Raw genomic sequence first — 24953 nt, 5'->3', positions numbered from 1 at the left:
CAGCCCGGCATTGTGCCCGCGGATGGAACACAAGGGGAGACTAAAGCGCGCCGGAATGTAAGTCCGGCACGGCCTGCGGCAAGGCCACCGCATCCGTCCGCCGGGCCATCGGCCGCGGCGGGCGCATGGGTGGTGCGCTTGTGCGCTCCCGGTCCAGCGGGAAGCCGGAACGGCCCCGGCCGGGCTCAGCGTCCCGAGCAGTGCCCGCCCGAGGCCATCTGTCCGCTGCCGAGCGCGATCGGCGGCGGCTCGACCCGCACACCGCTGGAATTGAGCGTATCGACCGCGACCAGTGCCAGCACTAGCCCCCAGAAGAGCGCGCTCGCGAGGCGAAAGAGTTTTTGTCCGTCCATGTCGTCCGCTCCTTCAGCCCGCCACCCGGCGGCGAATCCGCACACCGACGATCGAGCCGGCAAAAGCGAGTGCGAACCACACCCAGCCGTGCACGCTGGCCGAGGCGACGCCGCCGAAGAACGCGCCGACGTTGCAGCCGAAGGCCATCCGCGAGCTGTAGCCCATCACCAGCCCGGCGACGCTGGCGGCGATCAGGCGCCGCGCCGAAGGTGTGGCGAATGCGGCCGCACCGTTCCAGCGCGCCGCCACCAGGGCACCGTAGATCAGCCCGAGGTTGGTCACCGAAGTGACGTCGGCCAGCACCGGCTCGGTGAGCCGCGCCGCATGCGGCGCGCTCCCCCAGAACGGATCGCCCACCGGGCTCCAGCCCAGCGCCGCTGCGACTTTCGCCCCCCACACGCCGATGCCGTAGACGATCCCCCACGGCTGGCCGGCAACGACCAGGTGCGCGGTGTACAGCACGGCCAGCACGAGCGCGCCGATCCACCAGCGCCGCGCCCAGCCGCCGTAGCCCGATGCGGCATCGAGCGCGCTGCGCAGCGCGGCCGGCTCGCCGCTCAGCCGCGCCCGGCTGTTCTGGCGCGCACCGCGCGCCGCCAGCCAGGCCACCAGGGCGCAGCCGGCGACGGTGAGGAGCAGGGCGAGCGGCCAGCCGAGGACGAGCAGATCGACCGCGGGCAAGCCGCCGAGGGCAATCCAGGCGGGCTGGTGCGAAGCGCCGACGAAGCTGCCGATGGCGAAGGTGGGCAGCACCACCACCGACAGCGGCGCACCGGCGCCGGCCTTGTACAAGGTGCCCGAGCCGCAGCCGTCGGCGAGCTGCATCGCGGCGCCGAACAGGAACGCCCCCAGCACCAGGCTCACCGTCAGCGGCGCCACCGCGCCCACCAGTTCGCCCGGATTGGCCGCCAGCAGCGGCAGGGTCAGCGCCGCCGCCAGCGCGAGCAGCAGCATCTGCGCCCACAGGCCTTGCGGGTCGCGGCGTTCGATGTAGTCGCGCCAGCCGGTGGTGAAACCGAAGCGCGCGCCCTGCAGCGCCGCACCGAAGCCGATACCGAGCAGCGCCAGCAGGCCCTGGCGCAGGCCGGCGGCAAGCGTCACCGCGAGCACGCCGGCGAGTCCGCCGAGGACGAACAACAACCGGATCAGCAGTCGCATTGCCGAAACTCCGCCGCGGTCACTTGTCCAGCGCGCGCTTGACGTCCTGGATCAGGGCGGTCACGCGCGAGGGCTCATTTTCCATCGGCAGCGCGCTCTTGCTCCAGCCCACGATCGACTCGGGGTAGAGCTTGACCTGCTTGTTGCCCGCGATCTCGGACATCACGAACCAGTTGGTCGCCGCCCAGTGGCCGGTGTTGCAGAACGACACCGCCGGGGCATCGGCCGCACCGGCCTGGGCCACCAGCGCCTTCAGTTCCCCCGCGGGCTTGAGCGTGGTGCCGCCCTCGGGGAAGAACTGAGCGTTGTCGAGCGAACGCGCACCGGGCAGGGTGCCGTAGCGCGCCGCGGCATCGACACGCACCTCGCCGGAGTAGAACTTCGCCGGGCGCGCATCGATCAGCGCCGGGGCCTGGTCGGCCTCGAGGGCGGCGGCGAGCTCCTCGCCGCTGACGATCTGGTCCTGATCGTAGCGGTAGCTGAAGCGGCTGCGCGCCACCGCCGGCGCCGCGCTGTCGAGCGCGCCGCCGGCCGCCTGCCAGGCCTTGGTGCCGCCGTCGAGGATCGACAACCGGGTCAGGCCACCGACTTTCAGCGTCCAGTAGACGCGCGCCGCGGCGCCGAAGTCGGTGTGATTGGCGCCGCCATGGACCACCACCACCTGGGTGTCGGCATCGACGCCGGCAGCCTGCAGCAGTTCGGTGAGCACGGCCTCGGCCGGCAGCTGCCCGGGGTTGTCCTGCGGGCCGCGATACTTGCCGTAGGGGGTGTTGATCGCGCCCGGGATGTGGCCGGCGGCGTAGTCCTTGTCGGCGCGGATGTCCAGGATGCGCAGGTCGGTGCGGCCGAGCTGGGCCTTCAGCGCCTGCGCGTCGATCAGCGGCGGCAGGGTCGCGGCCACCGCCGCGGCTGCGCTGGCCGGCGCCTGGGTGTGGGTGGTGGCCAGCGCCGGGAAAGCAGAGAAGGCGGCGGCGAAGGCGAGGGGGAGAATGACTTTTTTCAGCATGACTGCAGTTTCCTCTGACGGTCGGGGGGCGGAAGCGAGGGCATCGTCTGCACACCGGCTTCCCGATTGTTGTCGGCAGAGCATAGAGCGGCTCTTTATCACTTAAAATACATCAAAAGTAACTTTATTATAACTAATTTCCATAAAACACCGAATCTGTGTTCCCGCGGCGCGCACCCGACCGGGGCCGGAACGCGGTGGCGATCAGGCTGGGTTCGAGGCAGGGAACGGGACTCAGCGCCCGCGCGTCGGCTTGCGCGCGCCGCGCCCCTCGGGCCGTCGCGCCCTGGCCGATGGCGCTGCCTGCGCGCCCGCGGCGTGCCCCATCGACCGCCGTGGCGCCTCATCCTTGGCACGACCCGCCGGCTTCGCCGGAGCGGACGCTTGTTTGCCTCCCGGCGGCGCTCCGCGGGCGCATCCCGGCACCGCCGCAGCGGGCGGCGGCTGGCGCGGAATGAGGCAGTTCGGGCCATTGCCGATCAGCTCACCCCGCCCCATCTTGAGCAGACCCTCGCGCAGGATCGCCCAGTTCTCCGGGTCGTGCCAGCGCAGGAAAGCCTTGTGCAGCTTGCGGACCCTGCCGGCGCGGGCGGTCTCCACGACCTCCGAATCCGCCGAGACTTTCTTCAGCGGGTTCTTGCGCGAGTGGTACATCGTCGTTGCCAGCGCCATCGGCGTGGGCAGGAAGGTCTGCACCTGGTCGAGGCGGAAGTCGTGCTTCTTCAGCCACAGCGCGAGGTTCAGCATGTCCTCGTCGGTGCAGCCGGGGTGGGCGGCGATGAAGTAGGGCACCAGGTGCTGCTTCTTGCCCGCCTGCGCCGAGAACGTCTCGAACATGCGGCGGAACTCCTCGTAGGCGCCGATGCCCGGCTTCATCATCTTCGCGAGGGTATTCGCCTCGGTGTGCTCGGGCGCGATCTTGAGCAGGCCGCTGACGTGATGGGTGACCAGTTCCTTGACGTACTCGGGCGAGCGCACCGCGAGGTCGTAGCGCAGGCCCGAGCCGATGGTGATGCGCTTGATCCCCGGCACCGCCCTCGCCTTGCGGTAGAGCTCGACGAGCGAAGAATGATCGGTGTTCAGGTTCTCGCAGATGCCCGGATACACGCACGACAGGCGGCGGCAGTTCTGCTCGATCGCCTTGCTCTTGCACGCCATGCGGTACATGTTGGCGGTGGGCCCGCCGAGGTCGGTGATGTGGCCCTTGAAGTCGGGTGACTTGTCGCGGATCTCCTCGATCTCGTGGATGATCGATTCGTGCGAGCGGCTCTGGATGATGCGCCCCTCGTGCTCGGTGATCGAGCAGAAGGTACAGCCGCCGAAGCAGCCGCGCATGATGTTGATCGAGAACTTGATCATGTCCCAGGCCGGGATGCGCGCATCGCCGTAGGACGGATGCGGCGCGCGCGCGAAGGGGCGGCCGTAGACGAAGTCCATCTCCGGCGTGGTCAGCGGCAGCGGCGGCGGGTTGATCCAGACGTCGCGTGCGCCGGGGCCTTCGCCATGACGCTGGACCAGCGCGCGGGCGTTGCCGGGGTTGGATTCGAGGTGGAACACGCGCGAGGCGTGGGCGTACAGCACCGGATCGTCCTTCACCTGCTCGTAGGACGGCAGGCGGATCAGCGTGCGTCCGCGCTGGGCGCGGCGCGCCGCCACGCGTTCGGCTGCCGGCACGATGCGCACCGGCTGGGCGCCGTCGGCGGCGGGCTTCGGTGCGGCCGCCGCCGACGGCGCCATCGCGTAGGGATCGGGATGGGCGTCGATGCGACCCGGCTTGTCGAGCGCGAGCGAGTCGAGCTCGACCCAGGGGTTGCCATCGTCCCCTTCCGGCAGCCAGCCCGGCCTCGCCATGAAGGCGGTGCCGCGCAGGTTGCGGATGGTCTCGATCGGCTCGCCCGCGGCCAGGCGGTGGGTCAGCGCCACCAGGGCGCGCTCGGCGTTGCCGAACAGCAGCAGGTCGGCCTTGGAGTCAGGCAGCACCGAGCGCCGCACCTTGTCCGACCAGTAGTCGTAGTGCGCGATGCGGCGCAGGCTGGCCTCGATGCTGCCGACGACGATGTTGGCGTCTGGATAGGCTTCGCGCGCGCGCTGGGCGTAGACGGTGACCGCACGGTCGGGCCGGCGGCCGGCTTCGGCATTCGGCGTGTAAGCGTCCTCGGAGCGGATCTTGCGGTCAGAGGTGTAGCGGTTGACCAGCGAGTCCATGTTGCCGGCGGTGATGCCGAAGTACAGCCGCGGCTTGCCGAGGGCGCGGAAGGGCTCGGCCGAGTGCCAGTCGGGCTGGCTGAGGATGCCGACGCGAAAGCCGTGGGCCTCGAGCAGGCGCCCGACCAGGGCCATGCCGAAGCTGGGGTGGTCGATGTAGGCATCGCCGGTGACGAGGATGACGTCGCAGGCGTCCCAGCCGAGCGCGTCCATCTCGGCGCGCGACATCGGCAGGAAGGGCGCGGCGCGGTAGCCGGGCACGGCACGGCCGAGGATCTCGGAGGGGCCGGCCGCGGGCGCGGAAAACATCGGTGCGTTCATGGACGCCATTGTATCGGCGCCGGCCAGCGCGGGGCCGTCCCCCGGCAAATTCTGCAAGGCCTTGAAAGGGCAGGCATCCACTGCCGTGCGCCGGGCCATCTGTGCGGATCGGATATGTTTGGCTCTGTAACTGTTTTGACTGCCCGAAGACGCTGAGAATTCTCCCTGTTCTCGATTCCGCACCGGGCCGGTCGCAAGCCCGGGACGAGCGCGCGGCGGCCGGTCGCGGGCCGCCTATCACCGACCGACCGCCAGCCTGCAAGCACATCCCTCGTTGAAAACGGAGCACAGCAATATGAGCCAGAAGCACACCACGCCGCACAGCGGACTGCCGGACGACAGCCGCCGCCGGTTCTTGAACAAGGTGGCCTTTACCGGCCTCGCCGGGGCGGGGATTTCGTTCGGGCTGGCGGCGTGCAAGGACGACACCGCGGCCAGCGCGGTCGCGGCGACGACGGCGCACGCGGACACGTCCGGCGCCCACGGCGGCGACTATTCGGTCGCGCCCGGCCAACTGGACACCTACTACATGTTCTCCAGCGCCGGCCACGCCGGCGACGTGCGCGTGTTCGGCCTGCCCTCGGGGCGGGAGTTCAAGCGCATCCCGGTGTTCAACATCGACTGCATGATCGGCTGGGGGATCACCAACGAATCGAAGGCGATCATCGGCACGAATCCGGATGGCTCGCTGAAGTACCACACCGGCGACACCCACCATCTGCACCCGTCGTACACCGACGGCACCTACGACGGCCGCTACCTGTTCGTGAACGACAAGCTCAACTGCCGCTTGGCGCGCGTTCGGCTGGACACGATGGAGTGCGACAAGATCACCCAGCTGCCGAACATTCAGGGCTTTCACGGCACCTTCCCGGACAAGCGCGATCCGGTGGATCCGGCGATCAACCGCAGCACGCGTGTGTTCTGCGGCGCGGAATTCTCCATCCCGCTGCCGAACGTCGGTGTCGGCATCGAGGACGAAGCGAAGTACCGTTCGCTGTTCAGCTGCGTCGACGTGGAATCGATGGAAGTGCGCTGGCAGGTGCTGATCGACGGCAACTGCGAGCTCGTCGCCTCCTCCTACGACGGCAAGCTCGCCGCCACCACCCAGTACAACACCGAGATGGGCGCCAAGTATGAAGACATGATGTCCGCCGAATGGGACTCATGCCTGTTCTTCAACATCGCCCGCATCGAGCAGGCCGTCAGGGACGGCAAGTTCAAGACCTACGGCGACTCCAAGGTGCCGGTCGTCGACGGTACCCAGGCCGCTAACGCCGACCCGAAGACCGCCCTCACCTGCTATGTGCCCGTCCCCAAGAACCCGCATGGTGTCAATATCAGCCCGGACGGCAAGTACTACGCCTGCGCCGGCAAGCTCTCCCCCTCCGCAAGCCTGATCGCCCACGAGAAGGTGCTGCAGTGGTTCGACGGCAATCTGAAGGAGCCCCGCGAGGCGGTGGTCGCCGAACCAGAGATCGGCCTCGGCCCGCTGCATACCGCCTTCGACGGCCGCGGCAACGCCTACACCACGCTCTTCCTCGACAGCCAGATCGTCAAGTGGAGCATCGACGGCGCGATCAAGTCCTATCAGGGCGACAAGAGCGTGACCGTCGTCGTCGATCGCCTCGACGTCCATTACCAGCCCGGCCACGGCTTTACCTCGATGGGCGAAACCCGCGACTGCGACGGCAAGTTCCTAGTCTCGGACAACAAGTTCTCCAAGGACCGTTTCCTCCCGGTCGGCCCGCTGCACCCCGAGACCTCACAGCTGATCGACATCAGCGGCGAAAAGATGAAGCTCGTGCACGACAACCCCGTGTCATCGGAGCCGCACGACTCCATCATCATCCGCCGCGACATCATCAAGCCGAAACAGATCTACGAGCTCGACCAGTTCCCGAACGCCGTGCGCGGCCCCCAGGAGTCGGGCGTGTTCCGCGATGGCAACAAGGTTACGGTGAAGCTCGTCAGCCAGGCGCCCGCCTTCAGCCTGCGCGAGTTCAAGCTCAGGAAGGGCGATGAGGTCACGATCGTGCTCACCAACCTCGACAAGATCGAGGATCTGACCCACGGCTTCGCGATCGAGCGCTACAACATCAACTTCATCGTCAATCCGCAGGAAACCAAGTCGGTGACCTTCAAGGCCGACAAGGCAGGCGTGTTCTGGTGCTACTGCACCCACTTCTGCCACGCCCTGCACATGGAGATGCGCTCGCGCATGATCGTCGAAGCGTGAGTGCCACGTAGGCGCGGTCCGTCGGACACCGCGGGTACCGACGGACCGCGCCGCCTGCGGGCAAGGTGCGCCCGTCTTCCCAGGACAAAAGGCTTTTTCATGACCGCCGGCGAACCCCGTTTCGGATGGACGGATTGCTTCCACGCTTTCCCTGTTGCTGCAATGAGATTTCTTCGTGCGGTCTGCAACGCCTGGCTCGCCGCTTTCATGCTGTTCGGCCCTTCATCCGTCATGGCTAGCGCCTACGAGGCCAAACTGCCACCGGAGCTGAACACCGCTCCCGCGCTGTGCGACTACGTACCCTGTGGCGAAGTCCTGCCCGGCGCCACGCACTTCTCCGAACGCAAGGGCCAGCCGCGCTACGTCGAGGGCTATGCGGATGAAAACGGCACGCGCAAGCTGCTCGGCTACGTGATGCTGTCGACCGACATCACCGACACCCCGGCCTACTCGGGCAAGCCGGTGGTCACGCTGATCGGCATGAACACCGAAGGCCGCTTCGTCGGCGTCAAGATCCTCAAGCACTCCGAGCCGATCCTGCTGCTCGGCATTCCCGAATCGTCCCTGATCAAGTTCAACGAGCAGTACCTGGGCAAGTTCGTCGGCGACAACATCGAGATCGGCCGCTCCCGCCCCGAAGAAGAGATCATCGGCCTCGACGCCATCTCCGGCGCCACCGTCACCGTCATCGCCCAGAACCAGGTGATGATGGCCTCGGGCGCCGCGGTCGCCCGCCAGGTCGGCATCCTCGAGCCGACCATCCGCCCGCAGGCGAAGCTCAAGGATGCCGGCCGCACGCTCGACTGGGCCGCGCTGGTCGACGAAGGCGCCGTCCAGCGCCTCACCGTCCGGCCCGAGCAGGTCGGCCTCGAGCGCAGCGCGACGCCGTTCATCGAGCTCTGGTTCGGCTACCTGAACCATCCGGAAATCGGCCGTGCGATCCTCGGCGAAGCCGGCTGGCGCGCGCTGATGTCGCGCCTGGCCGAAGGCGAGCACGCCCTCTTCGTGATCCGCAGCGGCGGCCGGGAGTCGTTCAAGGGCTCGGGCTTCGTGCGCGGCGGCATCTACGACCGCGTCCAGATCCGCCAGGGCCAGGACGCGTTCACCTTCCGCGACCTCGACTACCTCAACCTCTACGGCGTCAGCGCCGCCGGTGCCCCCGCCTTCACCGAGTCGGGCATCTTCATCGTGCGCTCTGCGGCCTTCTCCGGCGCCTTCCCGTGGAAGTTCATCTTCCTCGGCAACCGCGTCGACCGCGAGACCGGCGCGCGCACCTTCGTGAACTTCGACACCGAATACTGGCTCGCCGACCGCTACCTGGAAGGCGGCCGCCCCGAAGTGAACAAACCCGATGCCCCCTGGGTGCGGGTATGGAAGACGCGCGCGGTGGAAATCGCCCTGTTCGCCGCCCTGCTCGTGGCGGTCGCCGCCATCTATGCGAACCGCGACACGCTCACCCGACGCTCGACGCGCAAGAACAAGTGGCCGGTCAACCTCTTCAAGTACGGCGCGTGGACGATCAGCATCGGCTTCGTCGGCTTCGGCCTGCTCGCCCAGCCCTCGATCACGCAGGTGCTGACCTGGTTCCACTCGTTGCTGTTCCAGTGGCAGTGGGAACTGTTCCTGACCGACCCGTTCATCTTCCTGTTCTGGATCTTCATCATCGTCACCGTGTTCGTCTGGGGCCGCGGCCTGTTCTGCGGCTGGCTGTGCCCGTTCGGCTCGCTGTCGGAGATGATCTACAAGGTCTCGCGCGCGATCGGCCTGCAGCGTTTCCAGTTCGCGCTGCCGATGAAATGGCACAACCGCCTGAAATGGGTGAAGTACGGCGTGTTCTTCGGCCTGCTCGCGGTGTCGATGTTCTCGATCGGTCTGGCGGAGAAGCTCGCCGAAGTCGAGCCCTTCAAGACCACCTTCCTCGTCGGCCTGTTCAACCGCAGCTGGCCCTACACCCTGTTCGCCGCCGGCCTGCTCGGCCTGTCGATCTTCATCGAGCGCCCGTTCTGCAAGTATCTGTGCCCGCTCGGCGCCGCGCTGGCGATGCCCTCGACCTTCCGCTGGTTCGGTCTGCGCCGCAAGCAGGAATGCAACAGCTGCAAGGCTTGCGCGAAGGGCTGCGGCTCGCTCGCGATCGACGACAAGGGCCGCATCGACCACCGCGAATGCATGCTGTGCCTGGACTGCATGGTGCTGTACACCGACAACCATGTCTGCCCGCCGCTGGCCGACGAGCGCAAGCGCCGCGCCAAGGCCGGCCAGTCGCTGACGCCGATCGGCGCCGACGGCTACTACATCCCGATCACGCCCGTGCCCGCGCGGGCACCGAACGCCTGATCCGGCAAGGAGAGAATCATGGTCGATCCGCGCATGCTGACCGAACCGGTCCACCCCCCGTACGCAGCCGAGGGCAGCCTGCTCAAGCGTCTCGCCGCCGAAGCCTGGGACCACCTGTGGCCATGGAGCCGCAGCGCCTTCCAGCGCCAGCGCGCGGTACAGGCGGCGAGCCTGGCGCTCGCCGCCGCCGCCAGCGTGGCCTGGGTGCTGGCGGCGATGGGCCAGCTCAGCGCCGGCACCATCATCGGCTGGTGGTTCGGCTGGAGCGTGTTCGAAGTGCTGGTGCGCCTGGGCGCCAAGCCCTACGTCAAGGAAGGGCCGTGGTGGGGGCGGCGTTACCGCCGCGCCAGCCGCATGGACATGGTGTGCTACGTCGGCTTCAAGAACCTGCTGATCGGCGCCGCCCTGTTCATCGGCCTCAAATCGGCCGGCCTGCTGCTGCTCTGAGCCCAGCGATGTCCCCCAACCACGTCCGGCGCCTGCGCGCACTGGCGGCCGGCCTGCTGCTCGTCGCGCTCGGCCTCGTCACCGCCGGCGACACCCTGGCCGCGACGCTGCGCGTGCGCGCGGGGGAGTCGATCCAGGCCGCGATCGAGCGCGCCCAGCCCGGCGACGTGATCGAGATCGAGCGCGCACGCTATGCCGAGAACCTCCTCATCGCCAAGCCGCTGACCCTGCGCGGGCTCGACCGGCCGACGCTCGACGGGCAAGGTCGCGGTGACGTGGTCCGGATTGCCGCCCCTGGCGTCACCATTGAAGGTTTCATCATCTGGAACTCGGGAGATCACCTCGGCGAGCAGAATGCCGGCATCTACATACAGCCCGGCGCCGACCATGCGCTCGTGCGCAACTGCGACCTCGCCTACAACCTGTTCGGGCTGTGGATCGAGAAGGCCAACGACGTCCGAGTGGAGAATAACGTCATCACCGGCAAGCGCGATTACATGTCGGTCAAGCGCGGCAACGGCATCCAGCTCTACAACACCCACCGTGCACAGATCCTCGGCAACAACATCAGCTTCGTGCGCGACGCGCTCTACGTCGATGTCTCGCACGACGCCGTGTTCCGCGCCAACCGCCTGCACCACAGCCGCTACGGCACGCACTACATGAACGCCTACGACAACGTCTGGGAAGGCAACGACACCTGGATGAACCGCGGCGGCCTCGCGCTGATGGAAGTGCGCCGCCTCACCGTGCGCAACAACCGCGCCTGGGCCAATTCGGATCACGGCATCATGCTGCGCACGATCCAGGACTCGACCATCGAAGGCAACGTCGTCGCCGGCAACCAGCGCGGCTTCTTCATCTACGATGCCGAATACAACACCCTGCGCGGCAACACCGTGGTCGACAACGTCGTCGGCGTGCACCTGTGGGCGGGCTCGAAGAACAACGAAGTCGAAGGCAACGACTTCATCCTCAACCGCGAGCAGGTACGCTACGTCGGCGCCCGCGACCTGCCCTGGGGCGAGCAGGCGGGCAACTACTGGAGCAACTACCTGGGCTGGGACCGCGACGGCGACGGCGCCGGCGACGTCCGCTACGAGGCCAACGACCTCGTCGACCGCCTGTCCTGGCGCCACCCGCTGATGAAGCTGCTGCTCGCCAGCCCGGCGGTGCAGACCCTGCGCCTGGTGGGCCAGCAGTTCCCGCTCTTGCGCGCACCGAGCATCGTCGACCCGAACCCGCGGATGCTGCCGCACAACCCCGACTGGAGCCAATGGCGTGGCCGACACTTCCCCCGCCCCCAATGACGCCGCCGCGCCGCTGATCGCGGTGCGCGGCGTGCACAAGCACTACGGCCCGATCCGCGCCGTCGACGGCGTCGACCTGGAAATCCGCTGCGGCGAGCTGTTCGGCCTGATCGGCCACAACGGCGCCGGCAAGAGCACGCTGTTCAAGATGATGCTCGGCCTCATCCCCGCGACCGCGGGCGAGATCCGCATCGACGGCGCCGGCGTCGGCACCGGCGGCGAATTCCGCGCGGTGCGGCGCAAGCTCGGCTACCTGCCGGAGAACGTCGTCCTCTACGACAACCTCACCGGGCTCGAGACGCTGCAGTTCTTCGCCCGCCTCAAAGGCGTGCCCGCGGCGCGCAACGGCGAACTGCTCGAACGCGTCGGCCTCGCCCACGCCGCCCGCCGGCGCGTCCGCGAATACTCCAAAGGGATGCGCCAGCGCCTCGGCTTCGCCCAGGCCCTGCTCGGCGACCCCAAGCTGCTGTTCCTCGACGAGCCCACCACCGGCCTCGACCCGGAGGCGATCCGCGGTTTTTATACGATCCTGCGCCAGTTGAAGAGCGCCGGCGTGACCATCGTCATCACCTCGCACATCCTCGCCGAGATTCAGGAGCGCGTGGACCGGCTGGCGATCATGGCCGCAGGCAAGGTCCAGGCCAGCGGCACCGTGCAGGCGCTGCGCGAGCAGATGGACCTGCCGCTGTGGTTTGCCGTGCGCGTGGCCCCGGCCGACTTCGCCGCGGTACGCGCCGCACTCGGCCACCTGCCGGTGGGCGCGGTCGAGGCGCGCGACGACCACGTCGCGGTGCAGTGCCGGCGCGAAACCAAGATGGCGGTGATCGCCGCACTCGCCGGCCTGGGCGACACGGTGCTCGATCTCACCGTCCACGAACCTTCGCTCGAAGACGTGTTCTTCGGCTTTTCCGACTGAAAGGAGCAGGCATGGAGTTCGCGCAGATCGCCGCCATCGCCGGCAAGGAGTTCTGGGACCGCATCCGCAACCGCTGGGTGCTGGCGGTGGCGCTGGTATTCACCGCATTCGCGCTGTCGATCGCTTACTTCGGCGCGGCCCAGCAGGGCACGGTGGGTTTCCGCTCGATCGAAGTCACGATCGCCAGCCTGGTCAGCCTGGTGATCTACCTGATCCCGCTGATCGCGCTGCTGCTGGGGTTCGACGCCATCGTCGGCGAGCGCGAGCGCGGCTCGCTCGAACTCCTGCTGTCGATGCCGATCACCCGCGGCGAGCTGCTGCTGGGCAAGTACCTCGGCCTCGCCGCGGCGCTCGCCTTCTCCACCGTGGCCGGCTTCGGCCTCGTCGGCCTGGTGCTCTCCGCCCAGCTCGATCTGGCCGCGCTGTTCCACTACTTCGGCTTCATGGCCAGTTCGGTGCTGCTCGGCTGCGCCTTTCTGAGCCTGGCGGTGATGCTGTCGGTGTTCGCCGCCGACCGCACCCGCGCTTCGGGGCTGGCGATCGCGCTGTGGTTCTTCTTCGTCCTCGTGTTCGACCTGCTGCTGCTCGGCGCGCTGGTGCTCAGCGGCGGGCAGTGGGGCGGCGAGGCCCTGCCCTACCTGCTGTTGCTCAATCCGGCCGACGTATTCCGCATCCTCAACATCTTCAGCCTCGACGACGTGCGCACCCTGTACGGGCTGTCCACCGTGTTCCCGCCGGCGCTGAGCCGCCTGGGCTCGATGGGCCCGACCGCCGCCTCTTTCGCCCGCGAGGCCGACGCGCAAGCCTTCGCCACCGAACACGGCGGCAGCGTCCTGCGCTTCGACGAGGTCACCCCGACCACGTCGTCCTCGACGGCGGCGCCCTCCACGACCAATCCATGTAACCCATTGAATAACCGAGGACCTGGGTGCATGCAAACCGAAGCGAACCGTCCCAACCTCCTTGAAGGTGAAGGCCGCCTCCGGGCCTTACAGTTCGGCGCAGCTGTAGCCGCAGCTGCGATGGGAATGTTCCTGTTGCATGGCGAGCATCAGCCCATGCCTACAAGCACTACAGTAAACTACGATTTGTCATGGATCGTTCATCACAGACCGTCTGTCATGCAATCCAAAGAGGCTCACTGTCTCTGCACCCAGCCCTCAAATGACTGCAACATAAACGACGTTTCCTTTTGGAAAATCCCGAACTGAAGCACGGCGGGCAACCAATGCCCCCGTGGTACGGTCTTTCGACTCCAACCCGCACCTCATGACTGCCCACACCCCGATCGAGCTCGTCTGCCCCGCCGGCAGCCTGCCGGCCCTCAAGGCCGCCATCGACCACGGCGCCGATTGCGTCTATCTCGGCTTCAAGGACGCCACCAACGCGCGCAACTTCACCGGTTTGAACTTCGATCCGGCGCAGATGCGCGAAGGCATCGCCTACGCCCACGCCCGCGGCCGCAAAGTGCTGCTCGCGCTCAATACCTACCCGCAGGCCGGCAACTGGTCGAGCTGGACCGCCGCCATCGACCGTGCCGCAGAATTCGGCCTCGACGCCCTGATCCTCGCCGATCCCGGGCTGATGGCCTACGCTGCCAAGACCCACCCGGATCTGCGCCTGCACCTGTCGGTGCAGGGCTCGGCCACCAGCTACGAGGCGATCAACTTCTACCACGAGCGCTTCGGCATCCAGCGCGCAGTGCTGCCGCGGGTGCTGTCGATGGCCCAGGTCGAGAACGTCATCGCCCACTCGCCGGTGGAAATCGAAGTGTTCGGCTTCGGCGGCCTGTGCGTGATGGTCGAAGGCCGCTGCGCGCTGTCGGCCTACGCCACCGGAGAATCGCCCAACTGCAACGGCGCCTGCTCGCCGGGCAAGCACGTGCGCTGGGAAGACACCCCGCAGGGCATGGAAACGCGCCTCAACGGCATCCTCATCGACCGCTTCGCCGAAGGTGAACGTGCCGGCTACCCGACGCTGTGCAAGGGCCGCTTCGAAGTCAACGACGAGACCTACTACGCGCTCGAGGAGCCGACCAGCCTCAACACCCTCGAGCTGCTCCCCGAACTCGCCCGCATCGGCATCCGCGCGATCAAGATCGAAGGCCGCCAGCGCAGCCCGGCCTACGTCACCCAGGTCACCAAGGTCTGGCGCGCCGCGCTCGACAAGCTGCGCGCGGCGCCCGAATCGTTCACCGTGCTGCCGGCGTGGATGGCCGAACTGAACAAGGTCTCGGAAGGCCAGGCCCACACCCTGGGCGCCTATTACCGCCCCTGGAAGTGAGGCCGCGCCGCACCCCGCGGCGCGGGGCTCCGGCACACGCCGCCCACCTGCCGTACAACCCCGATCGAACGAGACCCCAACGATGAAACTCGCCCTCGGCCCCCTGCTCTACTACTGGCCGCGCCAGAGCGTGCTCGATTTCTACGCCGGCCTCGCCGACAGCCCGGTCGACAGCGTCTATCTGGGCGAAACCGTATGCTCGCGCCGCCATGAGCTGCGCCTCGACGACTGGTTCGAAGTCGGCCACATGCTCGCCGCCGCAGGCAAGGAAGTGGTGATCAGCACCCAGAGCCTGATCGAATCCGAATCCGACCTCAAGGCGCTGCGCCGCATCGTGCGCCAGACCGATTTCCGCGTCGAAGCCAACGACATGGGCTCGGTACGCCTGCTCGCCGAAGCCGGGGTGGCAAACTGGATCGCCGGCCCGACCCTGAACGTCTTCAACCCGCACACCCTGCAGCTCCTGGCCGACACCGGCGCCACCCGCTGGGCGGTGGCCCCCGAGCTCTCCGCCACCACCCTCGCCGAGCTGCGCGCCGGCCTCGCCGCGCCGATCGAGACCGAAATCTTCGCCTACGGCCGCCTGCCGCTGGCGCACTCGGCGCGCTGCTTCACCGCCCGCCATTTCAACCTGCAGAAGGACACCTGCGAGTTCCGCTGCCTGTCGATCCTGGACGGTATCACCCTGCGCACCCGCGAAGGCGAGCCTTTCCTGACCCTGAACGGCGTCCAGACACAGTCGGCGCGGGTGCACAACCTGCTCGGCGACCTGGCCGCGGTACGCGAGCACGGCGAAGTGCTGCGCATCAGCCCGCAGGGTGCCGACACCGCCCAGGTGGTCGCGCTCTTTCGCGCCGCGCTCGACGGCGCCACGACCCCAGCCGAGGCCCTCGCCGCCAGCCGCGCGTGGATGGTCGCCGAGCCCTGCAACGGCTTCTGGCACGGCCGCGCCGGCGTCGAGCAGTACGCAAACGATTAGGGGCACCAACGACTCCGGTCGCACGCGCAAGCTGCACCTGACGCGAGCCCGACCGCGGAAGCACCACGACAGCATTCAGCAGGCCGGCGCCTCGGTCAGCCCAGGTAAGGGCCACTCATCGGGAGCGGCATAGCCCTGCGCCGCAACCACTACATGGCGAGCATCTGCCCCAGGAGCGTGATCGCCGCACGCTGACGATCGGTTCCGGGGTGTCCGAAGTTGAGCCGAAGGTGATGATCGAACTCGCGTTTGGCCGAAAAAATCGGCCCCGGAGCAATGCTGATACCCTTGTCCAGGGCGCGCCGATGCAGCGCCAGGGTATCGATCCGCGCTGGTAATTCAACCCACAGGAAATAGCCGCCCTGCGGTCGCGCCAGCCGCGTGCCGGCGGGGAAATGGCGCTCAACGGCATCCACGAATTGCGCTTCCTGCGCGGCCAGCCTGCGCCGCAGCTGGCGCAGGTGTTTGTCGTAGGCGCCTTGCTTCAGATACTCGGCCACGGCGATCTGCACCGGCACCGTGGTCGCCAGACTGGTCGACAGCTTCAGGCGCTGGACCCGGCTCGCGTAGCGCCCGGCAGCGACCCAGCCAAGGCGGTAGCCGGGCGCCAGGCATTTCGAGAACGACGAGACGTGCATCACCAGACCCGCCGGGTCTTCCGCCTTGGTGCACAGCGGCGCCTCGCGGCCGAAGTACAGTTCGGCGTAGACGTCGTCTTCGATCAGCGGCTGAGTGTGATCACCGAATTTGATGTTGCGATGATCACACTCCGTGATGGCGAACAGCCGCTTGAACGCCGCTCCGCCCTTCTGCTTGAACGCGAGCTTGCCCTGCACTCCGGCGTTGTCAAGGCCATGCCCTTCGGGTGCGAGCTACGCCCGCAGCCTTGACAACGCCTACGTTCCGGGCGAGTTGTCGCCAGGCAGAAGGGCTGACTCTGCACGCAGCGCGCGCCAATACGTAAAGCACAAACCGTGCCCGAACTGAGTCGTTAACTCATTGATGTCTTTGGAAAACTCTTGGTCATCGAAGATGAGGGACTTCAGGCCTGGAACATCACCCAGAATGACCAAAAACACCCTGTTTCCCATCGTGGTGGGTGACCGTGCTCAGTCAGCGGTTTCAGCCTGAACGCGATCGGCCAGTGGGCGAAGACGCATCTGGCCCCGGGCAGCACCGTGTTCTCCGATGGGCTGGCCTGCTTCGCTGCGGTAACCACGGCAGGCTGCATGCATCAGCCGACCGTCGTCGGCCGGCGAAAGCCCAAGGACTTGCCCGAGTTCAAGTGGATCAACACCGTGCTCGGCAATCTCAAGACCAGCTTGAGCGGGAGTTACCATGCATTCGACTTCCGAAAATATGCCGCTCGATACCTGGCTGCGTTTAACCTATCGATTCAACCGCCGATTCGATCTGCGCTCCCTGCACACGCGACTGCTCGTGGCTGCGGCCACCTGCGCCCCGCAGCCCCAGCGCTTGATTCGTATGGCTGAGATTCATTGCTAATCAAGAACCTTCTTGTAGGTGCCCTCGCCCCCGGCACCGGCCGGAGCGGCGGCGGGCGCGGCCGCGGCCGGCGCAGCGGGGGCCGCAGCCGCTGCCGGAGCCGCGGGGGCCTTGGCCGGCGCCGCGGGAGTGCCGCTACCGGAGTTGCCACAGGCAGCCAGCAAAACGGACGCCGCAGCGGCGATCAGGAAGGAAAACTTGGTCATGCGTATTCTCCGATTTGTCGTGGTCCGTCGCAGAGCGTCTCCGCGAATGCACTAGTCATGTATTGCCATCATGGCCGTTTCATCTTCTTGAATTTTGAAGAAGCGATCCGGTTATAACTTTTCACTTCACTGGACCAGTGGTATAGCTGTGTCATCCAGGTCGACGCCGTAGACGTCGGATTGGTTGGCGAGTCGGAGGAGCAAATGGCGGAGGGCCGTCACGTAGGTCGCACGCTGCATGGAGTTTGCAACCGCAGCACGCACCGATTCGAAGCCGGGCTGGATCCCCGGGATGCGCTCGAGTACTTCGACCACGTGCAGGCCGAAGCGGCTATGTACCAGCCGTGGCAGAACTCCGACTTCCGCCCGGCCAAAGAGCTCGCGTGCCAATTCCGGTGCAACATCATCCGCAGTCAGCATCCCGAGATCCCCACCCTGCGCGCCGCTTGGGCAGTTGGATAGCTCGCGCGCTCGCGCGGCAAAGCTCCCTCCGTTCGTACCGTCGTGGCAACGTACATCGAGGAGCGCCTGCTCGGCACGCTCGCGCATCGTGGCTACGTCCACGCCTGCCGTTACTGCAAAGAGGATGTGGCGCAGACACACTCTCTCCCCAATCGCGAAGCGTGCCTTGTGAGCCTCGAAATGGCGCCGCAGCGCCTCTTCCGAGAGTTCGGGCAACTGTATCTCGCGCTCGAGCCACACCTCGATCGCCTGTGAGGCAGCTTCGCTGATCACGCCATCCGGGCCGGCAGGGTCGTCCGCCGCCAAAAACCCATCGCGCTGCGCTGCCTGGCGCAGCAATTCGGTACAAGCCCGCTGACGCAACTCCTCGACGGGCACTTTCTCACCGGGGCGATGCAGCGCAGCTCCATTGATTTGCGCGGGCACCTCGACAAGCACTTCGCATCCCTTATCCATGCCTCTCCCCTCAAGAACGACCCGGCTCATTGTGGCCGGTCGGAAGGGTCAGACGGCGGCTACGCACCAGTTGAAACGGGCGCGCTAAATAGGTAAGCGAGGCAAAGCCGCTCCAGACGTGAACCAATCGCGTGAAGGGGAATAACAGGAAAATGCTCATGCCGATAAACAGGTGGGCCTTGAAGATGAAACCCACGCCTTCAAGCGATTCCGCTGCACCACTACGAAAGGTCACAATATGTTGTCCCCACTCGGCAAGCTTGATCATCACGCTGCCGTCAAGGTGCTGCGCCGACAAGGGAATCGTGGCCAGGCCAAGCGCAAACTGTGCCCACAGCATCCACAGCACGACGAGGTCACTCGCTTTGGAGTTCTTGCGGATGCGCGGATCGGTCAGACGCCGACGCAGCAGGATCGTCAAGCCGAAGATGCCGGCCAGCCCCGCGACTCCGCCACTTACCATGGCGAGCAGCTGTTTGGTTCCTGCACTGATGAAAGGCTCGTATACGGCATGTGGCGTCAGGATGCCAATGAGGTGCCCAAAGAAAAGAAACAGGATGCCAACATGGAACAAATTGCTACCGAGCCTTAGTTCACCGGGTCGTAAGAGTTGCGAGGATTCGCTTTTCCAAGTGTACTGATCCCTGTCAAAGCGGATCAGGCTACCGAGAAGGAACACGGTAAGGCAGATGTAGGGATAGATACCGAAGAGAAAATTCTGGAAGGAGTTCATTTTTCGGCTCCAGAGTTGATGGATGTGCCCTTGGGTACGAAATGGAGAGTCACTGGCTGTTCCGGCGCTGACTGGCCGTGCGTCGAGCAGCCGGCGAAGGGCTCCGGCTCTGCCCAACTCTCGTCAAGGGTGGGCTCAGGTGCGAGCGCCAAGGGGCGTGGCTCCTCACCAGCAAGATCGAGCAGCGCCCCCATAACATACGCATAGGCACTGCCACGTTCCATGAGCGCCACGAACAGTGCGTTCACGATGTGGGAGATCTCGCCGAGGAATGCGCTTGCCTCACATCGAGGCTGGGAAGACACGAACTCGAGCACTGCAGGCAGAAAGTCAGGCAGTTCGCCGCTCATGAACTCGAGGCCGGCTTCTTCGTAAGTCTGCCTGAGGTCAAGCATTGCCGGTCCTCGCTCCCTGGAATCGCCATGGACATGCTCAAAAAGATGAAGTGACGTTCGGCGCCCGCGATCGAAAAGGTCAACATAGGCTGTTTCGGCACTGATCGTGTCCATCTCCAGCAACACGTCCATGAGTACTTCGAGCTCAGCTTGCCGAGACGCACTCAAGGCGTTTTCACGTCGAAGGACCCGGTGCAGCTCGGGCATATTGCGACGCAACTCGGGCGCGGGGTAATCGAGTAGGCGGGCGAGTACAAGCAAGGTTCCCTTCATGGTCCGCTCTTGCATCTCAAACCCCCAGCTTGATCGGAATGGTTCGCTTCCTAGACGCGCCGAACAGGCTAATGTCACTCGCGCCATCCGAGCATCCGTTACCGAAGCTGAAGCCACATCCTCCACGCATATCGAACGCGTTCTCGGCATATTCACGATGGCTGCTCGGGATCACAAAGCGATCCTCGTAGTTGGCAATGGCCATGATCCGGTACATCTCCTCAGCCTCGGCCATCGTCATCCCGACCTGCTTGAGTGGAGCAAGGTCCTCGCGTTGATCGACATGCCGGGCACGCTGAAAGGCGCGCATCGCAAGCATGCGCTCAAGTGCGGTGACCACCGGTGCGGTATCGCCCGCGGTGAGCAGATTCGCGAGATATTTGACTGGAATGCGCAATTGATTCACGTCGGGCAGTTCGCCGTTGATGCCGATCTGTCCCGCGTTGGCGGCACCGGTGATCGGCGAAAGCGGCGGCACGTACCACACCATGGGCAGGGTGCGGTACTCCGGGTGCAGCGGAAGTGCGACCTTCCAGTCCACCGCCATCTTGTACACCGGGCTTTTGCGCGCGGCCTCAAGCCAGCTCTCGGGGATGCCGTCGGCACGCGCCTGCTCGATCACTTTCGGGTCGTCCGGATTGAGGAAAATGCCGAGCTGTGCTCTATACAGATCCCGATCATGCTGGACGCTGGCGGCCTCCTCTATGCGGTCTGCATCGTAAAGCAAAACTCCGAGGTAGCGGATACGACCGACGCATGTTTCCGAGCAAACCGTGGGCTGACCGGCTTCGATGCGCGGATAGCAAAAGATGCACTTCTCGGCCTTGCCGCTCTTCCAGTTGTAGTAGATTTTCTTATATGGGCAGGCGGACACGCACATGCGCCAGCCGCGGCACTTGTCCTGGTCGATCAATACAATACCGTCTTCCTCGCGCTTGTAGATCGAGCCCGACGGGCAACTCGCTACACAGGCGGGGTTGAGGCAGTGCTCGCACAAGCGCGGCAGGTACATCATGAAGGTGTGTTCGAACTGGCCGTAGATCTCCTTCTGGATATGGTCGAAGTTCTTGTCCTTCGAGCGCTTGCTGAACTCACCGCCCAGAATCTCCTCCCAGTTCGGGCCCCATTCGATCTTTTGCATACGCTCGCCGGTGATCAGACTGCGGGGACGTGCGACCGGAGCCGCCTTGCTCTCCGGCGCAGATTGCAGGTGTGCATAGTCGAAGGTGAAAGGCTCGTAGTAGTCGTCGATGGAGGGCAGGTTCGGATTGGAGAAGATCCGCATCAGGATCTTCCACTTGCCGCCCTGTCGAGGCTCGATCGAACCGTCGGCCTTGCGCAGCCAGCCGCCGTTCCACTTGTCCTGGTTTTCCCACTCCTTGGGATAACCGATGCCGGGCTTGCTCTCGACGTTGTTGAACCACGCGTATTCCATGCCGGCTCGGCTGGTCCACACGTTCTTGCAGGTTACTGAGCAGGTGTGGCAACCAATGCACTTGTCGAGGTTGAGCACCATGCCGATTTGAGCGCGAATCTTCATTTGTGCAGGCGTCCTTAAGCGTTTTCAGTAGCAGCCACTTCGCCGTCGAGCCAATCGACCTTGTCCATCTTGCGGACGATGACGAATTCGTCACGGTTGGTACCGACGGTGCCGTAGTAGTTGAAACCGTAGGAGAATTGCGCATAGCCCCCGATCATGTGGGTGGGTTTGAGCACTATGCGGGTAACCGAGTTGTGGATACCTCCTCGCGTACCAGTCGTCTCCGCGCCAGGGGTATTCACGATTTTTTCCTGGGCGTGGTACATGAACACCGTCCCGGTCTTGATCCGCTGGCTGACGACTGCCCGCGCGGCAATGGCACCATTGAGATTGAACAGCTCGACCCAATCGTTGTCCTCGATGCCTGCCCGCCCGGCATCCTCCTCGCTGATCCAGACAATCGGTCCACCGCGGCTCAGCGTGAGCATGATCAGATTGTCTGTATATGTTGAATGTATGCCCCACTTCTGATGCGGCGTTATGAAGTTGAGCAGGATCTCGGTGTTCCCGTTCGGCCGCTTGTTGTGCAGATCCGTCGTCGTCTTCAGGTTCACCGGCGGGCGATAGCAGCACAACGCCTCGCCGAACGCGTGCATCCACGGATGATCGAGATAGAACTGCTGGCGGCCGGTCAGGGTTCGCCAAGGGATCAACTCATGCACGTTCGTGTAGCCGGAGTTGTAAGACACATGCTCGCTCTCGAGGCCGCTCCAAGTTGGCGAGCTGATGATCTTGCGGGGCTGGGCCTGAATGTCCCGGTAGCGGATCTTCTCGTCCTCGCGCGGAAGGGCCAGATGTGCATGCTCCCGACCGGTGGCCCTGCCCAGCGCCTGCCAGGCCTTGACGGCCACATGCCCGTTGGTTTCGGGGGCGAGCATGAGGATCACCTCGGTGGCGTCGATGTCGCTTTCGATCCGCGGGCGCCCTTGGGTTGCCCCTTCCTCGCTCACCCGACCGTTGAGTGCACCGAGTTGCTCGACCTCGGCTTCGGTGTTCCAGGCGATACCCTTGCCGCCGTTACCCAGCTTGTCCATGAGCGGACCAAGCGACGTGAAGCGTTTGTACAAGTTGGGGTAGTCGTATTCGACTACGGTAATGGCGGGAGCGGTGACGCCCGGGATCAATTCACATTCGCCCTTGGCCCACTCCTTGACACCGGTCGCCTGTGCAAGCTCTGCCGGCGTATCGTGCATCAGAGGCGTCAGAACAAGGTCCTTTTCCACACCGAGGTGGCCCGGCACGATCGCACTGAAGGCCTTCGCCAGTCCCTTGTAGATGTCCCAGTCACTCTTCGATTGCCAGGCCGGCTCCACCGCAGCGGACAATGGATGGATGAACGGGTGCATGTCGCTGGTGTTGATATCGTTCTTCTCATACCACGTCGCCGTAGGCAGCACGATGTCGGAATACAGGCAAGTCGTGCTGAGGCGGAAGTCGAGTGTGACCAGCAGATCGAGCTTTCCCTCAGGCGCCGTCTCATGCCAGACGACTTCCGTCGGCTTGGCCTCGTTCCTGCCCAGATCCTTGCCCAGCACACCATGAGTAGTGCCGAGCAGGTGCTTGACGAAATACTCATGCCCCTTGCCGCTCGATCCGAGCAGGTTGGAGCGCCAGACGAACATGTTGCGCGGCCAGTTGGCTGGGTTGTCCGGATCGGTGCAACTCATCTTCAGAGAACCATCCTTGAGCCCCCGAACCGCGTAGTCCTTCGGCTCCATGCCCGCCACTTGGGCGTCGCGCACGATCTGCAAGGGGTTGATCTCGAGTTGCGGCGCCGACGGTAGCCAGCCCATGCGCTCGGCACGAACGTTGTAGTCGATCATGCTCCCGCCCCACTCACCACGATCGGCTAGCGGCGACAGCACCTCGTCTACACCGAGTCGCTCATAGCGCCACTGGTCGGTATGCGCATAGAAGAAACTGGTGGCATTTTGCTGGCGCGGCGGGCGGATCCAGTCGAGGGCAAAGGCAAGGACGGTCCAACCAATCTGCGGGCGCAGCTTTTCCTGCCCTACGTAGTGAGCCCAACCGCCACCGCTCTTGCCGATGCAGCCGCATAGCATCGTCATGTTGATGATGCCGCGGTAGCTCATGTCACTGTGGAACCAGTGGTTCAAGCCGGACCCGATGATCACCATCGACCGGCCCTGCGTCTTATCGGCGGTGTCGGCGAACTGACGCGCAACCGCGATGACGTTGCCACGGGGAACGCCCGTGATGCGCTCCTGCCAGGCGGGTGTATAGGCAGTGTTGTCATCGTAGCTGCGCGCAGCTTGCTCGCCCTCGAGACCGCGTGCGACCCCGTGCTGGGCCAAGAGCAGATCGAAGACCGTCGCGACCAGCGCCTCACCCTCTTCGGTTTGCAGGCGCTTGACCGGGACTGCATTGACCAATACATCCTTCAGTGGATTGTTGGCGAAGTGCTCGTTCTCGACCCCCCCGAAGTAGGGGAATCCCACCGCGGCAATCTCGGGCTTTCCGCCGTCTTCGAGCAGCGAAAGGCGCAGCTTTGCATCGCCACCGTTACGCGCGTCCTTCGTCTCCAGATTCCACCTGCCGGCGTCGTCACGGTCAGGCTTTCCCCAGCGGAAGCCGATCGAGCCGTTGGGCAGGACGATCTCGCCCTTGTCGTCGAAGGCGACGGTTTTCCACTCGGGGTTGTTGCTTGCACCCAGCTTGTCCGCGAAGTCAGAGGCACGGAGGTAGCGGTCCGGCACCATGACTTCCTTGCCGTCCGCGAGAATCTGCTTGCGCAGGGTCACGAGTAGCGGCATGTCGGTGTAGCGGCGCACATAGTCGTCGAAGTAGGCACTGCGCTTTTCGACGTAGTACTCCTTCAGGATGACATGACACATCGCCATGGCCACCGCCGCATCGGTACCCTGCTTCGGGTGAAGCCAGAGATCGCAGAGCTTGGCGACTTCCGAATAATCCGGAGTCACCGCGACCGTCTTGGTGCCCTTGTAGCGAACCTCGGTCAAGAAGTGGGCGTCCGGTGTCCGGGTTTGGGGTACGTTCGACCCCCATGCAATGATGTAATTGGCGTTGTACCAATCCGCCGACTCGGGCACGTCGGTCTGCTCGCCCCAGACCTGCGGGCTGGACGGCGGAAGGTCGCAATACCAGTCGTAAAAGCTAAGGGGAACGCCGCCAATCAGATTCAGGTATCGGCTACCGGCGGCATAGCTGACCATCGACATCGCCGGAATCGGAGAGAAGCCGACTACTCGGTCCGGCCCGTATTTCTTGATCGTGTAGATATTGGCTGCAGCGATCAGTTCATTGACCTCCTCCCAGTTCGAACGGGCAAAGCCACCCAAGCCACGCCGCTGTTGGTAGGCACGACGGTGCTCGTCGATCTCGACGATACTAGCCCACGCCTCCACCGGGTCGCGCGCAGCGGCCCTTGCGCTACGCCACAGCTCGAGCAGCCGACCGCGCACAAGCGGATACTTGACGCGGTTCGCGCTATACAGATACCAGCTATAGCTCGCACCACGCGGGCACCCCCTCGGCTCGTGGTTGGGCATGTCTGGGCGGGTGCGCGGATAGTCGGTCTGTTGGGTTTCCCAGGTAACCAGACCGCCCTTGACGTAGATCTTCCAGGAGCAGGAACCGGTACAGTTAACGCCGTGTGTAGAACGCACAATCTTGTCATGGGCCCAACGGTTACGGTACGCATCTTCCCAAGTGCGGTCCTCCCCGGTGACAAGGCCGTGCTTGTTGGCGAATGTTTCCTTGGGATTCGAGAAATACTTCAGTCGATCGAGGAAGTGACTCATGTTGCCGCTCCTTACTTGTTACATTTAGTTCAATCGGATGCAAGAACC

General features: G+C 65.1%; 18 protein-coding genes and 3 pseudogenes. 10 read left to right on the top strand and 11 right to left on the bottom strand.

Going from position 1 to position 24953, the window contains the following annotated elements; all coding sequences use genetic code 11:
• Positions 1-185 precede the first annotated feature (185 nt).
• The 4 genes from Tharo_RS17660 to Tharo_RS07315 all read right to left on the bottom strand — a co-directional run bounded on the left by Tharo_RS17660 (position 186) and on the right by Tharo_RS07315 (position 4951).
• On the bottom strand, positions 186-353 hold the full coding sequence (locus tag Tharo_RS17660) for a hypothetical protein (protein WP_170110011.1): 168 nt from the start codon (positions 351-353) through the stop codon (positions 186-188).
• Positions 354-366: 13 nt separating this feature from the next.
• The gene (locus Tharo_RS07325; protein ID WP_107220625.1) at positions 367-1512 is read right to left on the bottom strand and encodes a YeeE/YedE family protein; all 1146 of its coding nucleotides are present in this window, start codon (positions 1510-1512) and stop codon (positions 367-369) included.
• Positions 1513-1531: 19 nt separating this feature from the next.
• Positions 1532-2518: a sulfurtransferase gene (locus Tharo_RS07320; RefSeq protein ID WP_107220624.1), complete on the bottom strand. Its 987-nt coding sequence runs from the start codon at positions 2516-2518 to the stop codon at positions 1532-1534.
• Positions 2519-2752: 234 nt separating this feature from the next.
• The gene (locus Tharo_RS07315; protein WP_245881055.1) at positions 2753-4951 is read right to left on the bottom strand and encodes a YgiQ family radical SAM protein; all 2199 of its coding nucleotides are present in this window, start codon (positions 4949-4951) and stop codon (positions 2753-2755) included.
• A gap of 388 nt (positions 4952-5339) precedes the next feature.
• Between Tharo_RS07315 and nosZ the strand changes: the two genes are divergently transcribed.
• The 9 genes and pseudogenes from nosZ (at position 5340) to Tharo_RS07275 (ending at position 15552) form a co-directional block, all read left to right on the top strand.
• Positions 5340-7283 (top strand): TAT-dependent nitrous-oxide reductase, encoded by a 1944-nt coding sequence (nosZ, locus tag Tharo_RS07310; protein ID WP_043742265.1) that lies wholly within the window; start codon positions 5340-5342, stop codon positions 7281-7283.
• 207 nt (positions 7284-7490) lie between these two features.
• Positions 7491-9617: a NosR/NirI family protein gene (locus Tharo_RS07305; RefSeq protein ID WP_245881054.1), complete on the top strand. Its 2127-nt coding sequence runs from the start codon at positions 7491-7493 to the stop codon at positions 9615-9617.
• Positions 9618-9635: 18 nt separating this feature from the next.
• A complete protein-coding gene (locus tag Tharo_RS07300) occupies positions 9636-10064 on the top strand; it encodes a transcription regulator (protein WP_107219901.1) in 429 nt (142 codons plus the stop codon).
• Positions 10065-10072: 8 nt separating this feature from the next.
• Entirely contained in the window at positions 10073-11374 is a 1302-nt protein-coding gene (locus tag Tharo_RS07295; RefSeq protein ID WP_107220622.1) for a nitrous oxide reductase family maturation protein NosD, read from the top strand.
• Positions 11346-12290 carry an ABC transporter ATP-binding protein gene (locus Tharo_RS07290; RefSeq protein ID WP_107219899.1) on the top strand — a complete coding sequence of 315 codons (945 nt, stop codon included), beginning with the start codon at positions 11346-11348 and terminating at the stop codon, positions 12288-12290. The genes Tharo_RS07295 and Tharo_RS07290 overlap by 29 nt, the downstream gene beginning before the upstream one ends.
• 11 nt (positions 12291-12301) lie before the next feature.
• Positions 12302-13072: pseudogene (locus Tharo_RS17655) on the top strand (ABC transporter permease); the annotation flags it as partial.
• Positions 13049-13501, top strand: a complete 453-nt coding sequence (locus tag Tharo_RS18160; protein ID WP_425444952.1) for a nitrous oxide reductase accessory protein NosL — start codon at positions 13049-13051, stop codon at positions 13499-13501. The pseudogene Tharo_RS17655 and the gene Tharo_RS18160, both read left to right, overlap by 24 nt.
• A 58-nt stretch (positions 13502-13559) precedes the next feature.
• A complete protein-coding gene (gene ubiU / locus Tharo_RS07280; RefSeq protein WP_107220620.1) occupies positions 13560-14573 on the top strand; it encodes a ubiquinone anaerobic biosynthesis protein UbiU in 1014 nt (337 codons plus the stop codon).
• An 82-nt stretch (positions 14574-14655) separates the two neighbouring features.
• Positions 14656-15552: a U32 family peptidase gene (locus Tharo_RS07275; RefSeq protein WP_107220619.1), complete on the top strand. Its 897-nt coding sequence runs from the start codon at positions 14656-14658 to the stop codon at positions 15550-15552.
• A gap of 149 nt (positions 15553-15701) precedes the next feature.
• Here the strand turns inward: Tharo_RS07275 and Tharo_RS07270 are convergent.
• Positions 15702-16280, bottom strand: a pseudogene (locus Tharo_RS07270) (aminotransferase-like domain-containing protein); the annotation flags it as partial.
• Positions 16281-16664: 384 nt separating this feature from the next.
• Here Tharo_RS07270 and Tharo_RS07265 point away from each other — a divergent pair.
• Positions 16665-17058: pseudogene (locus tag Tharo_RS07265) on the top strand (IS1595 family transposase); the annotation flags it as partial.
• Here the strand turns inward: Tharo_RS07265 and Tharo_RS17645 are convergent.
• The 6 genes from Tharo_RS17645 to Tharo_RS07235 form a co-directional block, all read right to left on the bottom strand.
• Positions 17055-17264, bottom strand: a complete 210-nt coding sequence (locus tag Tharo_RS17645) for a hypothetical protein (protein ID WP_170109999.1) — start codon at positions 17262-17264, stop codon at positions 17055-17057. The pseudogene Tharo_RS07265 and the gene Tharo_RS17645 overlap by 4 nt on opposite strands.
• A gap of 126 nt (positions 17265-17390) precedes the next feature.
• Positions 17391-18182 carry a peptidylprolyl isomerase gene (locus Tharo_RS07255; RefSeq protein ID WP_197068730.1) on the bottom strand — a complete coding sequence of 264 codons (792 nt, stop codon included), beginning with the start codon at positions 18180-18182 and terminating at the stop codon, positions 17391-17393.
• A gap of 10 nt (positions 18183-18192) precedes the next feature.
• Complete coding sequence (gene narI / locus Tharo_RS07250) at positions 18193-18915, bottom strand: respiratory nitrate reductase subunit gamma (RefSeq protein ID WP_107220616.1); 723 nt, start codon at positions 18913-18915, stop codon at positions 18193-18195.
• On the bottom strand, positions 18912-19583 hold the full coding sequence (gene narJ / locus Tharo_RS07245) for a nitrate reductase molybdenum cofactor assembly chaperone (RefSeq protein WP_052484363.1): 672 nt from the start codon (positions 19581-19583) through the stop codon (positions 18912-18914). Before narJ ends, narI begins: the two co-directional genes overlap by 4 nt.
• A gap of 16 nt (positions 19584-19599) precedes the next feature.
• On the bottom strand, positions 19600-21123 hold the full coding sequence (gene narH, locus Tharo_RS07240) for a nitrate reductase subunit beta (protein WP_043742298.1): 1524 nt from the start codon (positions 21121-21123) through the stop codon (positions 19600-19602).
• A gap of 14 nt (positions 21124-21137) precedes the next feature.
• Entirely contained in the window at positions 21138-24905 is a 3768-nt protein-coding gene (locus Tharo_RS07235) for a nitrate reductase subunit alpha (RefSeq protein WP_043742301.1), read from the bottom strand.
• Positions 24906-24953 lie beyond the last annotated feature (48 nt).

Origin of the sequence: Thauera aromatica K172 (assembly GCF_003030465.1) — a bacterium.
Lineage (GTDB): Bacteria > Pseudomonadota > Gammaproteobacteria > Burkholderiales > Rhodocyclaceae > Thauera > Thauera aromatica.
This window is presented reverse-complemented; position numbering and strand designations above follow the sequence as displayed.

Coding starts and splice junctions, on each gene's coding strand:
- Tharo_RS17660 (WP_170110011.1), bottom strand. CDS start 353: ATGGACGGACAAAAACTCTTTCGCCTCGCGAGCGCGCTCTTCTGGGGG.
- Tharo_RS07325 (WP_107220625.1), bottom strand. CDS start 1,512: ATGCGACTGCTGATCCGGTTGTTGTTCGTCCTCGGCGGACTCGCCGGC.
- Tharo_RS07320 (WP_107220624.1), bottom strand. CDS start 2,518: ATGCTGAAAAAAGTCATTCTCCCCCTCGCCTTCGCCGCCGCCTTCTCT.
- Tharo_RS07315 (WP_245881055.1), bottom strand. CDS start 4,951: ATGTCGCGCGCCGAGATGGACGCGCTCGGCTGGGACGCCTGCGACGTC.
- nosZ (WP_043742265.1), top strand. CDS start 5,340: ATGAGCCAGAAGCACACCACGCCGCACAGCGGACTGCCGGACGACAGC.
- Tharo_RS07305 (WP_245881054.1), top strand. CDS start 7,491: ATGCTGTTCGGCCCTTCATCCGTCATGGCTAGCGCCTACGAGGCCAAA.
- Tharo_RS07300 (WP_107219901.1), top strand. CDS start 9,636: ATGGTCGATCCGCGCATGCTGACCGAACCGGTCCACCCCCCGTACGCA.
- Tharo_RS07295 (WP_107220622.1), top strand. CDS start 10,073: ATGTCCCCCAACCACGTCCGGCGCCTGCGCGCACTGGCGGCCGGCCTG.
- Tharo_RS18160 (WP_425444952.1), top strand. CDS start 13,049: ATGGGCCCGACCGCCGCCTCTTTCGCCCGCGAGGCCGACGCGCAAGCC.
- ubiU (WP_107220620.1), top strand. CDS start 13,560: ATGACTGCCCACACCCCGATCGAGCTCGTCTGCCCCGCCGGCAGCCTG.
- Tharo_RS07275 (WP_107220619.1), top strand. CDS start 14,656: ATGAAACTCGCCCTCGGCCCCCTGCTCTACTACTGGCCGCGCCAGAGC.
- Tharo_RS17645 (WP_170109999.1), bottom strand. CDS start 17,264: ATGACCAAGTTTTCCTTCCTGATCGCCGCTGCGGCGTCCGTTTTGCTG.
- Tharo_RS07255 (WP_197068730.1), bottom strand. CDS start 18,182: ATGGATAAGGGATGCGAAGTGCTTGTCGAGGTGCCCGCGCAAATCAAT.
- narI (WP_107220616.1), bottom strand. CDS start 18,915: ATGAACTCCTTCCAGAATTTTCTCTTCGGTATCTATCCCTACATCTGC.
- narJ (WP_052484363.1), bottom strand. CDS start 19,583: ATGAAGGGAACCTTGCTTGTACTCGCCCGCCTACTCGATTACCCCGCG.
- narH (WP_043742298.1), bottom strand. CDS start 21,123: ATGAAGATTCGCGCTCAAATCGGCATGGTGCTCAACCTCGACAAGTGC.
- Tharo_RS07235 (WP_043742301.1), bottom strand. CDS start 24,905: ATGAGTCACTTCCTCGATCGACTGAAGTATTTCTCGAATCCCAAGGAA.